Annotated in this window: 9 protein-coding genes; 6 read left to right on the top strand and 3 right to left on the bottom strand. The window is 38.3% G+C overall.

What is annotated here, in order from left to right; all coding sequences use genetic code 11:
• Window positions 1-53: 53 nt before the first annotated feature.
• Both DCE79_RS18540 and DCE79_RS12845 read right to left on the bottom strand, forming a co-directional pair.
• Complete coding sequence (locus tag DCE79_RS18540; RefSeq protein WP_159083103.1) at window positions 54-2,561, bottom strand: 5'-nucleotidase C-terminal domain-containing protein; 2,508 nt, start codon at window positions 2,559-2,561, stop codon at window positions 54-56.
• A 254-nt stretch (window positions 2,562-2,815) separates the two neighbouring features.
• Entirely contained in the window at window positions 2,816-6,916 is a 4,101-nt protein-coding gene (locus DCE79_RS12845) for a S8 family serine peptidase (RefSeq protein WP_369916776.1), read from the bottom strand.
• Between the two features lie 252 nt (window positions 6,917-7,168).
• Between DCE79_RS12845 and DCE79_RS12850 the strand changes: the two genes are divergently transcribed.
• Both DCE79_RS12850 and DCE79_RS12855 read left to right on the top strand, forming a co-directional pair.
• The gene (locus DCE79_RS12850; RefSeq protein WP_108713435.1) at window positions 7,169-7,984 is read left to right on the top strand and encodes a ZIP family metal transporter; all 816 of its coding nucleotides are present in this window, start codon (window positions 7,169-7,171) and stop codon (window positions 7,982-7,984) included.
• 94 nt (window positions 7,985-8,078) lie between these two features.
• Window positions 8,079-8,399, top strand: coding sequence for a YunC family protein (locus DCE79_RS12855; RefSeq protein ID WP_108713436.1), 321 nt, complete (start codon window positions 8,079-8,081; stop codon window positions 8,397-8,399).
• Between the two features lie 75 nt (window positions 8,400-8,474).
• Here DCE79_RS12855 and DCE79_RS12860 read toward each other — a convergent pair whose 3' ends face one another.
• Window positions 8,475-10,139, bottom strand: a complete 1,665-nt coding sequence (locus DCE79_RS12860) for a ribonuclease J (protein ID WP_108713437.1) — start codon at window positions 10,137-10,139, stop codon at window positions 8,475-8,477.
• 229 nt (window positions 10,140-10,368) lie between these two features.
• Between DCE79_RS12860 and DCE79_RS12865 the strand changes: the two genes are divergently transcribed.
• The 4 genes from DCE79_RS12865 to DCE79_RS12880 all read left to right on the top strand — a co-directional run bounded on the left by DCE79_RS12865 (window position 10,369) and on the right by DCE79_RS12880 (window position 17,238).
• Window positions 10,369-11,556 carry a GGDEF domain-containing protein gene (locus DCE79_RS12865; protein ID WP_108713438.1) on the top strand — a complete coding sequence of 396 codons (1,188 nt, stop codon included), beginning with the start codon at window positions 10,369-10,371 and terminating at the stop codon, window positions 11,554-11,556.
• A gap of 451 nt (window positions 11,557-12,007) precedes the next feature.
• Window positions 12,008-14,440, top strand: coding sequence for an S-layer homology domain-containing protein (locus DCE79_RS12870; RefSeq protein ID WP_159083104.1), 2,433 nt, complete (start codon window positions 12,008-12,010; stop codon window positions 14,438-14,440).
• A gap of 72 nt (window positions 14,441-14,512) precedes the next feature.
• Window positions 14,513-15,196 carry a TraR/DksA C4-type zinc finger protein gene (locus DCE79_RS12875; RefSeq protein WP_108713440.1) on the top strand — a complete coding sequence of 228 codons (684 nt, stop codon included), beginning with the start codon at window positions 14,513-14,515 and terminating at the stop codon, window positions 15,194-15,196.
• A 374-nt stretch (window positions 15,197-15,570) separates the two neighbouring features.
• Complete coding sequence (locus DCE79_RS12880) at window positions 15,571-17,238, top strand: FAD-dependent oxidoreductase (protein WP_108713441.1); 1,668 nt, start codon at window positions 15,571-15,573, stop codon at window positions 17,236-17,238.
• Window positions 17,239-17,341 lie beyond the last annotated feature (103 nt).

The following is a 17,341-nucleotide window of genomic DNA, read 5'->3' on the forward strand; positions in this document are numbered from 1 at the left end:
TCCACACGCGCATATTGCGAATAAGACGGTCCATTCCTTTGTATAAGTCCAGGTTACCTTCTTGCTATATCTACAAGACGTCCCTCTACTTTGGTATCGACAGTTCTCAGACTAACAAGATAATCACGGAAGTTTTCCCAATCAGATAATCCTAAGTCCTTCACTCGCCCTTCCCCATATGCTTTAGCTAATACTGTATAGCCATCCCCGCCCTTCGCTGTAAAGGCGTTTGTTGCAATCGTGTATGTTGTATTATCTAGAAGTTCCGTGTAAGTGTTTCCTGCATTTTTATATTTTATTGAAACAACCCGTCTTCCAACAGATCGAGAAGAATCATATTCTACTTTTGCACCCGATACATGTAAGAATCCGCCATTTTCTAATGGGAGGTCTTTCAAACTAATTTCAAATGTTTGTTTTATTTCTGCTCCTGTTAAATTCATCGTTGCTAATGTGTTTCCAAATGGTAGCACCGTCATCACTTCACCAATAGTAATCGGTCCTTGATTGATTCCGGCTCTAATTCCTCCACCATTTTGGAATGCCATGATGACGTTCGAATTATACGTTTTCGCTTTCTGTAGCATACCGTCCGTGATTAAGTTGCCTAACGGGGTTTCATTTCGTCGAACACTTTCGCCCTCTGTTCGCGGATTTTCAAATGCCTTCACAGCAACTGCCCCTATTTCTTGAGCTGCAATTTGGTCTATTTTTGATTTATACGGTTGAAGTAGCTTCGTAGCCTCCCAATCTTCCACTTTATCAGCTATTTTAATTAATTTGCCATCGTGACGAACAACAACGCCTCTTTTATCAAATTCAACATCTAGTGTTCCTAGATATTCGTTATATTGATAGGCTTGCACAATAATCGTTGGTGTTCCATCACTATCAACGACAAGCGGCTTATCCAATTGTGTATGGCTATGTCCTCCAACAATCACATCAATTCCTTCGACCTTTGATGCTAAAATTAAATCGTTGTCAATGGCTGGGTTGTCATCGTGTCCAATATGAGAGATTGCAACAATTTTATTGACACCCATTCCCTCAAATGCTCTGACAGCCTTTTTTGCTTCTTCGATATAGTTCTCAAAGAAAATAGACCCTGGACTTGAAATATCACGTGTCTCTGCAGTTGTTAGGCCAAAGAATCCGACCTTTTCCCCGTCGATTTCTTTTACAATCCCATTATAAATTTTTCCGTTTTTTGGATTACTTGATATCAAGTCGCTGAATAAACCAGTAAATTTGGCATCCCTTGAAAAATCAATATTCGAACTAACAAACGGGAACTTTGCACCTTTGATAAAATTTACTAATGCTTGATGTCCTTCCACACTCGAACCTAAATCAAATTCATGGTTACCAAATGTCATAATGTCATAGCCCATTAAATTCATAAACTTCAGGTCTGTTGATCCTTTAAATTCATTAAAATATAAAGTTCCAGAGAACACATCTCCCGCATCTACAAGTAATGATTTTGGTTTAGACGCGCGCACTTCCTTGACAGCGGTCACTTTTTTCGCAATTTGATTTAAATTCGCATGTGTATCATTTGAATGCATAAGGGATAGGGTGAAGCTTTTTATAGGATTTGGGCTCTTTATAGGATTCGGGGCTCTTAATTTATGATTTAAATAATAAAATCTTTGTAAATGTTTTGCTGATTTTTGATTATAATCAACATACATGCCTTCATAACCAACGACCTTGTTAGTTGCATCGGTACTTTCAATTCGTTCCTCTATAATGGTCGGTTTATGATTGGCTTCATCCCGATTCACTAAATTTGCATTCACAATTTTAACTAGCGTTTGCGTCTTGGCTCCAGAAGTTCCTGATATAATGATTCCACCTAGTTTGTTTCCACTGACATCAATTTTACCGCTTAACGTAACAGTAGATCCATCTACATATACTGCTGTATCAGCACCTTTAATAGTAATATTCGTTAAAGAGCCGACCGTTTTCATAAATTGCAGTGCATGAGAATTGTCACCTCTCCAGGAAGTTACTCCACTCAATGTATAGCCATTTCCATTAATATGCTTTTCTGAAGTTATCTTAAGTGTTTCTTCTATTTTAATATCCTTTTTGATAGAAATATTCTTAACCTTTGGATTGTTAATCGCTGCTTTAAATTCTTTATATGTTGTAACAGTCGCATCAGTAGCCTGGTTATTTACGACTAACTTATCTATTGCTGCCTTCAAACTATTTAATGCGTTTATTACATTAGCCTGAGTTACTTTTGAATCCTTTAATATTCTTTGTGCTGCTGATAGAGCTTGTTGAAGTCTATTCCAACTATCTACAGTGTAATCTACTTTTTTGAGTTTGATCCCGTTATTAATGGCAGTTTGTAGATTTGTCTTGTCCACTTTTGGTGAGGGTTTTTTACCTTTCCCTTGATCTTTCCCGTTGTTTTTCTTGTGGTCTTTCCCTGAATCCTTGTTTGCATTTGCTTCAATTGGCGGAGCTACTACAACTGCTGAGGCAATCAATGCTGTAGCTATTCCAGCCTTGAAAAACTTTTGATATGCGGCCTTTTTCACTTCAAACCTCCTTTAAAATTATACAATCCTAATAAGTGTATGCGACGACTTTATCAATCATAAGGAATTTAATTTATGTTTTTACAGAGTAACGAGCTCTAGGCTAGTTTTAACTTTCGTCCAAAATAGAACAAGCAAGATGGGGTACCTTCTTATTTAAGAAAAAACCCCGCATGGCAATGAAGCCAAGCAGGGCCAAAATTATTTGCAACGCTTCTCTAATTTTTATCTAGCATTGATAGTTACTAATTAGGTCACGGTTTACCTGGCTTACCAGGATTGCTCGGGTTACCTGAATTGCCTGGTTTACCTGGATCTGGTTTGTCTGGTTTACCTGGATCTGGTTTGTCTGGTTTACCTGGATCTGGTTTGTCTGGTTTACCTGGATCTGGTTTGTCTGGTTTACCTGGATCTGGTTTGTCTGGTTTACCTGGATCTGGTTTGTCTGGTTTACCTGGATCTGGTTTGTCTGGTTTACCTGGATCTGGTTTGTCTGGTTTACCTGGATCTGGTTTACCTGGATCTGGTTTGTCTGGTTTGTCTGGTTTACCTGGATTCTCTGGTTTACCTGGTTTTTCTGGTTTACTTGGCTTGCTCGGTTTGACTTGTTTTGTTACTGTGACGCGAACCTTTACTTCATTTCCACGGTAGTTCACAGTAATGGTTGTCGTACCTGCTTTTTTGGCTGTCACTAAGCCTTTATTTGTTACAGTAATAATATTTTTGTCGGCAACCGTATACGTCGCTTTTTGTGTCACGTCCACTACTGTAGGCGATTCGAGTACAGTATAACGTGCTGGGCCATCACTATTTTGATTCATTTCAATCGTGCCACCACTATAAGGTTGCTCAGTAATGATTGGTGCGATAAGTGTTAAATTAGGGAGAGATTCGATTTCAATCGAATTAATGTCTTCTGTTTCAACTTCTGGAGTTAATTCTGGAGTATTTTGTGGTGTGATTAGTTCTTGTTCTAATGCTGCAGATTGAATCGATTTTGTTGAAGCTACACGCATAACTGATTTTTTTGCTACAGCTAATTCTTCTGTGTCTGGTTCACCTGATTCTTCTGTTGCTTCTGGAGTCTCAGGTTCTTCTGGTGCTTCTGGTGTTTCTGGTGTTTCTGGTGTTTCTGGTGCTTTTGGTTGCTCTGGTGAAACAATCTCACTTTCAAATATTACTTGTGATCCTTTATTGCCCGCTGCATCTTGAACAAATACCGTGACAATATTATGTGATTCTTCATTCAAAGTACTCATATCAAATGAGAAAGAACCATTTTGATTTAAATTAAATGGAACAGCATCAGCTGCTACATCATTTTCCGTTATGACATAAGATGCAGATAATTTTTCATTTAAATCATAATCTAAACCATAACGTGCAAGCTCAACATTATAGTCGATATATTTATCCATTATTTGACCACTTGCGATACCATCTGTAATCGCACCTGAAATTTCAGGTTTTGTTGTTTTTACGACAACTGGTCCAGCGTAATCACTAACTACTCCCGTAGCAGCTAATCCCGTGAAGTCAATCGTATAGAGACCATCAGGAATCATTACTCTTGCACCGCCACTCCAAGGCTGATATAAACCAGTAATAGGGAGCGTATAAGAACCAGCTACTAATGAATTACTCGCATGTAAATAGCCAATATAGCCATCTTCATAGATTCCGCCCTCTGGATTCATAATATCCCAAAGTTCAATATAGTTCGTTGTCACATCACCAGTCAATGTAAATGCTAATGTAGCTGAATCATTGATACCATCCCCATTAAACGATAGATCCGTTTTTGAAATAGCCATGTTTTTGATTTCTACTGGTGCAACACCACCGAAGTCTGCTGCAAATGGTAGAGATATTTGGGTATATGGGCTTGGAAGCGGAGTTGTTGTTTCTAAGACATTCAATTGAATGTTCTCTCCAATTTTCATATTCAAGTCAGATCGATCAACTGATAGCGATACATCCGTTAAGTTCTCTTCCATTGCCGTAATGTAAATATAGCCAAACATTTCATCACCAAGTGTTGTCGCTGTGTTTTGCGATGCAGTTAATGTAACCGTTAATAATTCCTCACCATTTAACGTAAATGTTGGTTTATCGACCGTTACTGTCGCATCTGCAAATCCTTTCGTAACATCGACAGAGACATTATATCTCCCGCCAATCCCCTTCATATCCTTCACTAAAATTTGTTTTGTGATAGAAATATTACCTTCTTTAAGTGACTGCGGACCAAATGTTACCGTCCCTTTTAAATTTTCGACAACAGTGCCACTGCTATCTAATACAGCTTCATCAATTGCATAGGCAAGTGCACTCGGATGAGCAGCTGCATAGGCATCAACACGACCTGCACCTTGTTCGAATACATCAAATTGCGCTGTATTTAATACTTTTGCAGTATTTGAAAGCGCCACTTTTACATCAAACGCACTCCAGCTTGGATTTGCTTGCTTAACAAGTGCCGCAATCCCAGCAATATGTGGTGTTGCCATCGATGTACCTGTTTTTCGTCCATATGCTTCATCATAACTTGCATCTGGGAAATCTGCTTTGTACATCGGCACGGCGGACATAATATTCGTACCAGGTGCTGATACATCTGGTTTAATATCAAAGTTTGGTGTCGTAGGTCCACGTGAGCTTGAATCATTTACTTCATCACCCACTGTTGTTACAGAGCCAAATCGGTCGAACATAACAGCGCCTTCTTCTGTTGCTAATGCAGCTCGAATCGCAGCGCCATCTGTTTGTGACATATCAAATGACGGAATAAACTCAAAAGAATCCCCTAAAAACACGCCAGACGCATTTGGCGCATTTGTACCACCTGCAATATTATGAATAATCGTACCAACTGCGCCCATTTCTTTCGCGTTCGCAATTTTATCCACAAATGCAATTGTTCCACGGGCAATCAGCGCGATTTTCCCTTCTACATCAATTCCGTTATAATCAGACAAATTCCCTACTCCTGGAACCGCTACAATTTCAAACTCACCATCTAGCTGTGTGGCAACATCTTGACCAAACGTTGTAGCCATCAGCTCAAGCTGCTTCTTAAATTCATAGTCACCGATTGCAATATTCACTTCTCCGTTATGCATTGTTTCGGGATTTGTTGTATTCCCTACTGCAATTCCTAAGCGTGAAGTGGCTGGTGTTCCAATCGTTCCGCGATTTGGTCCAGAGTTCCCCGTTGCACTAACAGCAATCGTTCCTGCCATCATCGCATTATTAAGCGCAAATGAACCGCCGTCTGTTTCCGAATTGGCCCCTCCACCTAATGAAAGGTTGATAACGTCCATATCTTCAATTACTGCAGTTTCAATTGCTTTGATAATACCCGAATTTGATCCACTACCATATGCCCCTAATACGCGGTACATATATAGGTCCACTTTTGGTGCAATCCCTTTTATGCCGAAATCATTGGCACCAATTGCAGCAATTGTTCCTGCTACATGTGTGCCGTGAGACGTATAAAATGCACTGCCATTAGCGTTGAATTCTGCTCGGTTTGCTGGGCGATCTAATGGTGAAGTTTCAGATGCATCATCATCTGATCGCGGACGTGCATAATCAGATCCTGTATGTGGGACAAAGTTTTTTCCACCTTTATAAATTCCCGCAAACTCTGGATGGTTGGTATCAATACCTGTATCCAAAACAGCTACTTTAATGCCTTGTCCTTCTATACCTTCAGCCCAAAGCTTTTCTATACCTAAGAAAGAATTACTCGTATTCATAAATGGACTAACTTGTCCCGCTTGAGTAAAGCTTGTCTCTCCTGAACTTGCTACATCTTCAGAAGCATACATTATCGTATCGGGCTCGACTAATGTAATCCCCTCAATATCAATTAACCTCTCAATATCATCCGCTTTTACCGTTGCAGCAAAACCATTTAATACCGTATCAAATGTATAACCTTGTGAAAACGATACATTTTCTACATGCATTTCTTTTATGACTTTTGCCTGTTGTGAGGTAACTCTTGCTTTTCTTTTTGCACGATCATTACTACTAAATGAACGTCCATTTAATTCCATTATCCCTTGTTCAAGTGCTACTGGCTTTTCCGAAAGATGAATAATAACCGGAATTTCTTCGCTACCTGATATGCCCTGCAAATCTCTGTGTAATGTAGCAGGTCCCGTACTAACTTGTAGCTGTTCAGCAATTGCGGCTTTGGTCAGCATCGTGCTTTCATCAAAGTTTGATTGCTTGAATGCTTCTGAATCCTCATTTGCTAATACATTTAATGGTGATAACATTGACAATACCATTAAAAATGTAATAAATAATGCAAAATACTTATGAAGCCTTTTTGTATTCAAATTCATTTCCTCCTTTTTAATCTCTTACTTTGTGATTCTATTTTGTCGTGATGCAAAAAATAGAAACATAATAGTATATGATTTAGGAGGATGTGGTATGAAATTTTATATAGAAATAGATTTCTACATAGTTTTCCTAATATATGAATTACTTTATGCAAACACGACAAAATGTTGCGTAAAGGAAACTTTAAGCATATAATAAGGGAAATCAATATACTGTTTGTTTAAAATGAATGGGGGAAAATCAATATGGTTGAATTTTTTTCAACGCTTAGTCCGGTTATGCAAGTATTATTAGCCACTCTTTTTACATGGGGAATGACGGCAGTTGGTGCAGCACTCGTCTTTACAACGAAAACAGTGAATCAAAAGCTCATGGACGGCATGTTAGGTGCTGCAGGTGGGATTATGATTGCCGCAAGTTTTTGGTCATTACTTTCACCAGCAATTTCGATGTCAGAAGGCGCTTCTTATCCAGCTTGGATTCCAGCTGCCGTTGGGTTCTTATTAGGCGGTGGATTCCTTTTTGCGGCGGATAAAATTATCCCCCATTTGCATCCAACTTCTACGATTGAACATGCAGAGGGAATCCATCCTAAGAGTAAAAAACGAAGTACATTACTTGTTTTTGCGATTACGTTACACAACATACCTGAAGGACTTGCGGTTGGTGTTGCTTTTGGTGCCATTGCCGCGGGTTCTTCTACTGCAACATTAGCTGCAGCAGTATCCTTAGCTATTGGTATTGGTATTCAAAATTTACCTGAAGGAACGGCTGTAGCCATGCCCTTACGTAGAGAAGGTATGTCCCGTAGAAAAAGCTTTTTCTATGGTCAATTTTCTGGAATGGTCGAGCCCATCGCAGCCATGATTGGTTTGTTAGCGGTATCGTTTATGACACCAATCTTGCCATTTGCACTAGCCTTTGCTGCTGGCGCGATGATTTTCGTTGTCGTAGAAGAAGTAATTCCTGGTTCTCAAGAAAATGGCAATAATGATTTAGCCACAATTTGTTTAATGCTCGGATTTACAGTGATGATGATTTTAGACGTCGCGTTTTCATAAATTGAAACTTCAATCCAGCATATATAGGCAGTTGATTTCTTCGTTAATAAAAATTTAATTGAACACCTCGCTCCCTTCTTCCATATGTATAGAGATGAAGGGGGCGATTTTTGTAGTCTCAACGGAAACAATTGAACTTCAAGGCTATTTATTTACGGCGGTGACCGTTCACTTACCAAAAACGACATTGCTGACAATATCGAATGAACGTGGCTATATTATGTGCGGTGCGTTGGATGTCGGTCTTTTGAATCGTGAATTGGCAGATAGGAAAATCCTTGCTGGTCGGGCGGTTGGTGTGCGAACAATTGATGACTTACTTAAGGCACCACTTGAATCTGTGACGCATGAAGCGAAAGTACACGGAATTTTCGAAGGAATGACTGGAGAAGAAGCGTTACTCAAAATGCTTTAATCGGTGCAATAGAAAACTGTCCTGAAAGTCGAGCATACTTCTTTCAGAACAGTTTTCTTTGAGTAAATTATTAAGCTAAATTTCAATAATAATCGGTAAAATCATTGGTTTTTTCATTGTTAGTGCGAATATATATTGATCCACTACTTTTTTGATGGCTCGCTTCATCCCATAAGGATTGGCTTCATTAAAATTTGTAACCGCTGTTTTCGCAAGCTCATTTATGTCTGTTAGTAATTCCTCCGACTCTCTTGCATAGACAAAGCCTCTTGAAATTGTATCAGGATCCACAATAATGGAACCATCATATTTACTAATTGTTACAACAATGACGAGCATTCCATCCTCGGAAAGCTGCTTACGATCGCGTAAAACAATCTCCTCTACCTCACCAATACCAATGCCGTCAACATACGTATCTCCTGCAGGTACCTCTCGGGTTTGCCGCGCAACTGAGTGAACAATATCGACGACCTCCCCATTTTTCAGGATAAACGTATGGTCATTTGGTACGCCCACTGCCTCAGCCAGTAACCTATGAATATAAAGCATGCGATATTCGCCGTGAATTGGAATAAAATATTTTGGCTTCATTAATGTCAACATCAATTTTAAATCTTCTTGATAACCATGCCCTGATACGTGCAACCCCGTAATTCTAGAATTTCCATATACAACATTTGCACCGAGCTGGAATAGATTATCGACTATTTTTGAGACGTCCTTTTCATTTCCTGGGATTGCTGAGGCCGCGAAAATCACGGTATCCCCCTGCACAACTTTGACGTCCCGGTTTCTGCCAGATGATAGGCGAGAAAGCGCGGCTAAAGGCTCCCCTTGACTACCTGTACATAAAATAACAACACGCTCTGGTGGCAGTTGCTTTAGATCACGTGCTTCAACAAGCATCCAACTTGGAATATTTAAATAGCCAAGCCGCATTGCAACAGAAGTCACATTTAACATACTGCGACCAAGTAACACTAATTTTCGATTTGTTTTGCCTGCTGCATCCACAATTTGCTGGATTCGATTGACATTAGAAGCAAACGTCGAGATGAAAATCTTTCCTGTTGCTTTTAGAAATTCCTCTTCTAATTGACTCGATACAACATTTTCGGATGGCGTTAACCCCGGGCGCTCAGCATTGGTACTTTCAGAAATTAATGCTAAGACTCCCTCTGTTCCAAGCTCCGCCATTTTATGAATATCCGATGTTTGATCATTTGCTGGAGTTAGGTCGAATTTAAAGTCCCCTGTATGAACGACCTTTCCTTCAGGCGTGTGAAAAACGAGCCCTAAACAGTCGGGAATACTATGACTTGTTTTAAAAAACGTAACTTCCATGTGATCAAATTCGATAAAAGAATCAGCGTTGATTTCAAATAATTCAGTTTCACGAAGTAATTTATGTTCCTTTAACTTTAGTTCAATTAAGCCCAATGTAAATCGCGAAGCATAGATTGGTACATTCAACTTTTTGAGCATGTAAGGAATGCCCCCAATATGATCCTCGTGTCCATGTGTCACAATTAAACCTTTAATCTTATCTATATTTTCCTCTAAATACGTAAGCTCAGGGATGATTAAATCGACCCCTAATAAGCTTTTATCAGCAAATTTTGCCCCGCAGTCAATGATGAGTATTTCGTCTGCATACTGGATAACATACATGTTTTTCCCGATTTCATTGATGCCACCTAGGGCGAAGATGGAAAGTGCGGATTCTGTGTTTGGCAAGTTGGATTCCTCCTGGTGGTTGGGTTAATACGAGGTAGTATTGGTTTTTGATGAAGGAAGTATACCGTGTAGATTTTTTTGATTGTGCAAACAATGTAATCACTAAATATTACTATACCAAATGCATTTTCTAGTTAATTTACATCACTGAATTGTAAAGTTATGTTAAGATATATTCATATAAAAATATATTTTCTTATCATGGTTTTTACTTTAAGGAGAGTTACTCTTGCAGCAAACATTTGAAAATCGAATTTTAGCATTCAATATAAAACGCATTGTTAGTTCAGCAAAAATAATACTATGTATAAGCATTTTACTGGCTATATTAAATTTTTCAATTCGCTTTTTTAATAATTTTCAGCAGCCCTATTTCATCGGCTATTTATGGATTTATTTAGCATTGGTTATAGTTAACGTTGCCTTTCTGTGGTATTTTTCAAAATTCACGACAGAAAGAAGAAATAATAGCCGAGATTCATGGTTAGTTGAAGCCTATATCGGTATAATGGTCGTTTTCGGTGGGATTATTACTTATTTTGATACACATTATCATGGACATATTTTAATGTTCATTCTATTTTATTTGCTGTGCAGCATGCTTTTTGTAACAAAACTTCATTACATACTTCCCTTTTCATTACTCTCTACATGGATTGTTATTTCTGGTGTAACGAGTTCAAAGCTAATGGCTTCTGATAGTAACTTGTATATAATTTTTCTAATAAGCATTCTTTCAATTGGGACGATTATTCAAATTTTTATTGGTCGTTCACAACGCTTAATGTTGTGGCAACAGGAACAACTCGAACTTGAAGGTGAAAAATCTAAGAATCTCACACAACAGCTGGAGCTATCTAATAAAGAATTAGAATTAGCCAATACCCAACTTAAATCAATGGCATTATATGATTCCCTAACCAAGCTGCCAAATCGCTATGCCTTTTTGGCCCATGTACAAGCTATGTTACAACAGCATAATTCCTTGCAATGCATGATGTTTATTTTAGACATTGATTTTTTCAAACAATATAATGATACGTATGGGCATCCAAAGGGTGACACCGTCTTATCGCTTGTAGCAAACGAGCTTTCAAGTTTTGCAAAAAGTAATGATATGTATATTGCACGTTGGGGCGGTGAAGAATTTATTGGCATTTCGGTGTGTGACAATGCACAAGCCGAAAAACAATGTCAGCAACTTTTAACTACCGTATCAAATTTACAAATTGAACATAAGTCGTCTGAGATAAATCCTTATTTAACAGTAAGTGCTGGTGGATATGCGGCGAAATTAGAATCGTTTAGTGAGCTTGAAGTTTTATATATAGAAGCCGATAAAGCGTTGTATGAAGTAAAGCAAAATGGACGTAATGGCTATGTCTTGAAGTTTGAGCATGGCGAATCAGATTTATAAATGATATTTCAAAAATACCTACATTAAGTGCAAATACAAATCCGAATAGCAAATGTGACAATTTGCACAAGTAAAGAGCCTGATGTTCAAACATCAGGCTCTTCTCTATTATTCCCCGCACCAATATCACCCCTAATCTCCTCTTTTTTACTAATAAAAAAGCACTATAAAATAGCTGAAGAGCAACTAGAAGGTTCCATTTCCAAAAAGTTTGTGTCGATTTTTGGAATCAAAAATATTTAGCAATTAGTATTTTTATTAAAAATTTATTGTTTTTAACCTATTTTTAACATTAGTACATTAACATTCAATGTGAAATATCTCTAAAGGAAATTTATTTTGCTTATTACGCAGTCCATTGTCGATTACAGTCTAGTATCACCAAAAAAATTTTCAATAAGAAAGGGAGAAAAACATGATGAAAATTACCAAAAGAATATCCGTAATAGTTATGATTATTCTCATTACTGTAGCTAGTATTCCAGGGAAATTTGACACGAATATTGGGGGCATTTTACCTGTTACAGCGGCTGCAAATATCCTGAGTCAAGACGGAATTGGGTATAGTGGCTCCATTGCAGGAAACGAGGTAGTTGGGACAGCTTTTTCAGGCTATCAGGATTGGCCAAGTGGTTTTTCAAAAGGGGTGTCTGCCTTTGCTGGTGGTATCTTCGATGGTACGAGTATATGGATGATTCCATACAATGCTGATCAATTAATCAAGATTAATCCAGCAACTGGAGAAATGACAGGATTTAGCGATTGGCCAGTCGGCTTCACTAAGGGTAGCAATGCATTTGCTGGAGGTGTATACGATGGGACAAACATTTGGCTAATTCCATATAGTGCAAATCAAATCATCAAGGTTAACGCGACTACAGGTGTAATGACAGGATTTAGCGATTGGCCTGGTGGAACAAAAGGTAGCGATCAATTTATTGGAGGCGCATTTGACGGAACAAACATTTGGCTTACGCCCTATTCTGGCAGTCGTTTAATTAAAATTGATTCAGTAACTGGAGCAATGACGAGTTATAATAGTTGGCCAAGTGGGACAATCCTTGGTAGTTATCCATTCTACGGTTCTATTTTTGATGGCAGCAGTATTTGGTTGATCCCGAATGGGACAGATCGACTAATCAAGGTTAATCCAGATACTGGTGATATGATTGGGTTTAACAATTGGCCAAGCGAGTTCACCAAAAGTGCAAATGCATTTTTTGGGGGCGTTTTCGATGGAACAAATATATGGCTAATACCGAATAATGCTACTCATGTAATTAAATTCGATACAACAACAGGTGATATGACTGGATATAATGGGTGGCCGAGCGGATTTACAATGGGAAGTCAGAGCTTTGCTGGAGGTGTTTATGATGGGACAAATATTTGGTTAGTGCCATCATCAGCTAGCATGTTAATAAAACTCAATGCCACAACTGGGGAAATGACGGGCTTCAATAATTGGCCAAATGGCTTTACAAAGGGCAACAGTGCGTTCTTTGGTGGTGTTTATGATGGAGAAAATGTTTGGATGATTCCTTTTTCAGCTGACCGTGTTATAAAATTTGGAGATAGCTCAAGCTCAGATTTAAGTGGGCTGACGCTGAGTAGTGGTACATTGTCTCCAGCATTCAACACTACAATTACGAGCTATACGGTGAGTGTTGACAATGAAGTGGCAAACATAGATATAACACCTACGCTAAGGGATGCTCAGGCAACAGTGACTGTGAATGGTGTTGTAGTGACGGGTGGGCAATCTCAAGCAATTCCACTAAACATTGGTGATAACACTGTAACGATTGGAATTACTACAAACAACAGCAATACAAAAACGTATACGATTACGGTGACGAGGGTCGCAGCTAACACGATTACAACTAACACAGTGAACTTTGATAAATATTCTTCAGCTACTGGCTATCAAGATATTGCCGTTCAGCTTAATTTATTTGGTAACACATTGCAACAAATTGAAATTAACGGCAATATGCTTGCGGCTAATAAATATCAAATCAATGGTCTAGGTGATATTGTCACGCTAAAGAAGGAATATTTGGAAACGTTAAATCCAGGTACGCATAGTTTTGTATTCAAATTTAGCGCGGGCAACGACGTAGCATTAACCATTACAGTAAATGACAGTACACCGCCGAACAATGCAATTACACCAAATCCAACACCATCGATTCCGGATGTGATTTTACCACCAACATTTGATGAAGTACCAGCTTCACCGTCTGTACCGAATACTGAGACAATTCCTGAGGTAGCTTCACCACCTCCAATTAAAGAAGCACCAGTAATACCGACTGAACCTATTGCAGAAATTGTAGAGGAATTAATTAATTTAAGTGATATTAAAACTGACTATTGGGCGTATGAAGCTATTAAATCCCTTATTTCTAAAGGTATTATTTTAGGATATCCTAATAATGAATTTAGACCAAATGAATTGATTTCCCGGGAACATATAATATTAATGATTTCGAGATTAGGCTTACTAACTATAAAAAGAGATGTTTCGGAATTTACCGATATTCCTTCAGATTATTTATATTATGATGAAATTCGATTGGCTCAATTAGCAGGTATTATTGATGGGAACGATGGCATATTTAATCCGAAATCTCCATTAACAAGAGCGCAAGCAGCAAAAATTATTGTCCTTTTATTTGATTTCAAAATTAAAGGATTAGAATCTTTTGATGACGTATCTAAAAATGCATGGTATTTTCCATATGTAAGGACCTTAGCAACAAATAATATCGTACTCGGTGATAATGGCCATTTCTATCCAAATCAACCTATTACAAGAGCACAATTTGCTACCATGTTATATCGAGCTTTACAATTATTTGAAAAAGAAAATAATAACTAAAATATTTTTAAAATCGTAGTTAAATAATTCACCTCTTTTCGCTCATACTACGAGTGAAAGGAAGCGATGTTTATGCTAACTGAAAAACAGCAATTAAAATTAAAAAAGATGCTTATCGAACAAAAAAGAGAGTTAATTGGAGAAACCAATGAAGGTGAAAATGAGCTGACAGCTAAGGCCAGCTTGCGTGATGCAACAGATGAATTATCAACGATCGACAATCATCCTGCTGATTTAGCAACCGAATTATACGACCGTGAAAAAGATATGGCATTAAAGGTGCATAGTGACGATTTGTTAGGACAGGTTAACGCAGCACTCGAAAGAATTGAAAACGATACGTACGGAGTTTGTGCAAAATGTCATGAAGACATTCCTTATGATCGTTTACGTGCCATTCCATACACTGCGTTTTGTATTGATCATACCGAAGCAAAAGCCATCCCAACTGACCGCCCTATTAAAGAAGAAGTCATACATCCACCTGTTGATAATTCTTTTTCTGGTAGAGATGATGACGATGACGAACTTCAAGATAATGAGGATTCATTTCAAATCGTTGCCCAATACGGAAATTCTGATACGCCTGCAGATTTTGAAGGCGATTTCGATCATTATAATGATTTATACAATGACAAAGATGAGGACATGTATTCTGCGTTAGAAATATTACATGTTTCGAAAGAGGACAGCTTAAACGGTCAAATTTCACAACAATATGCTGATGAAGCACGAAAGCATGATTATTTAGAGTGAAAAATAAGAAATGCTATTTAGGCCAAAATAAAAAGCTACAAACTCGTTTAGTAGAGTTTGTAGCTTTTTTGGGAAACCAGGGAAACTTATTATTATAACCGCAAATCAATATAACTTGAACTACCATTTTTTTATCAACATATAACATTTAGTTATATAATAGCCTTTTCTATCTAAATTACAGTAATTAAATGGTCCTTAAAAATATTTTAATATAAAACAGCATATGCTCTAAATAAACGCGAATATACTTTCGGTTTATTTTCCCATATTAAGGGAATATCAATAATAATAGTTCGCAATTTCCTCATAGATTCGCAGCATGAGTAAATCTCTAAATTAGAAATAAAAAACAGTCAAAGGGGGTTTATGTTATGGAATGGAACGAAACGTATGATGTCGTTGTTATTGGTGGTGGAGCGGGAGGACTTGTTGCGGCAATCACTGCACAAGCTCATGGTTTAAAAACATTAGTCATTGAAAAGTCTGATGTATTAGGTGGGTCTTCTGCGCTTTCAGGTGGTGGCCTATGGATTCCGAATAATCATGTGTCCAAAAAAGCTGGATTACAAGATAGTGAGGATGATGCGTTGCTTTATATGGAAACAGTCATTGAACATGATGGAGCTTCATCTACTCTTGAACGAAAGCAAGCTTTTGTGCGTAATGGACCGAAAATGGTTCACTATTTAGAGGATCTAGGAATCAAGTGGCGCGATGCCATTAACTACCCTGACTATTATCCAGATAAGCCAGGTGGCAAGATTGGCCGCTCGATTGAATGTGAAATTTTCAATACGAAGGAACTTGGTGAATACGAAAAATTATTACGGAAGCCAAGTCTTAGTATGCCGTTTCCTATCTATTCTGGTAATGTTGCTCCTATACCTCGTGCATTTACTAGCTTCAAAGATTTCTCATCCGTATTTGGTATGGTTATGAATGGCGTGAAATTAAAAGTCCGTGGTGCAAATGGGGTATCGATTGGGCAAGCGTTAATCGGTCGACTAATGCAAATCGCGCTTGTTGTTGGTGTAGAATTCCGTGTCAATACACCGTTAAAAGACATTGTTTTAGAAAATGATGCAATTGTTGGCGTGGAAGTTGAGCAAAATGGACAATCGCATAGTATTGCTTGTAAAGCCGCCATCATGGCAAGTGGTGGCTTTGATCATAATCCAGAGCTACGCAAAAAATATCATAATTTAGATGGCGACTGGTCTTCTGGAAGCCCTTCGAATACGGGTGATTTATTGGCACTTGCCGAAAAATATAATTTAGACACGGAGCTATTAGATGATGCATGGTGGGGCCCTACCTTAATGGATCCAAAAGGCAACCCAAATTTTATGGTATTTGACCGCTCATTACCACATACAATTATTGTCGACGGAAATGGCGAACGCTATTTCAATGAATCTGAATCTTATGTAGATGCAGGTCATGCGATGTTGGATCAACAAGAAAAAAATGGCAATGCGAACCCTTCGTGGGTCATATTAGACGGTCGCTTCCGTAAACGCTATTTATTTGCGGGCATGTTACCGAATATGACACCAAAATCTGCCTACGAAAGTGGCTTTATGGTCAAGGCAGATTCACTAGAAGAACTCGCAGAAAAGTGTGGACTAAATAAAGATACATTTAGACAAACAATTGATCGCTTTAATACGTTCGTTGAAAATGGACAAGACGAAGATTTCGGCCGCGGTAATACCGCTTATGACCAGTATTACGGTGACCCTTCTTACCCAAATCCAAACTTAGGTGAAATTTCGAAACCACCGTTTTACGCAGCGAAAGTATATCCAGGCGATTTGGGTACAAAAGGTGGATTTGTGGCAAATGAGTATAGTGAAGTGTTGCAAAAAGGTGAGCCTATCAAAGGATTGTACGCAACAGGCAATTGTTCAGCATCCGTAATGGGCCGTACGTATCCAGGTCCTGGCTCAACATTGGGGCCAGCTACGGTATTTGGTTACATTGCAGCAAATCATATTAAAGAAACATTATTTAATCCAGCATCTGTAACGACTTCATAATTGGAGTTACTGTGTCAAAACATAGTTAAGTAATTAAAATAACCGTTCAAATTAGGGACTCCCTTTTGAACGGTTATTTTTTAGTTCCAAAACATACGACGTA

Source organism: Lysinibacillus sp. 2017 (genome assembly GCF_003073375.1).
Classification (GTDB): domain Bacteria; phylum Bacillota; class Bacilli; order Bacillales_A; family Planococcaceae; genus Solibacillus.

Coding starts and splice junctions, on each gene's coding strand:
- DCE79_RS12850 (WP_108713435.1), top strand. CDS start 7,169: ATGGTTGAATTTTTTTCAACGCTTAGTCCGGTTATGCAAGTATTATTA.
- DCE79_RS12855 (WP_108713436.1), top strand. CDS start 8,079: ATGAAGGGGGCGATTTTTGTAGTCTCAACGGAAACAATTGAACTTCAA.
- DCE79_RS12870 (WP_159083104.1), top strand. CDS start 12,008: ATGATTATTCTCATTACTGTAGCTAGTATTCCAGGGAAATTTGACACG.
- DCE79_RS12875 (WP_108713440.1), top strand. CDS start 14,513: ATGCTAACTGAAAAACAGCAATTAAAATTAAAAAAGATGCTTATCGAA.
- DCE79_RS12880 (WP_108713441.1), top strand. CDS start 15,571: ATGGAATGGAACGAAACGTATGATGTCGTTGTTATTGGTGGTGGAGCG.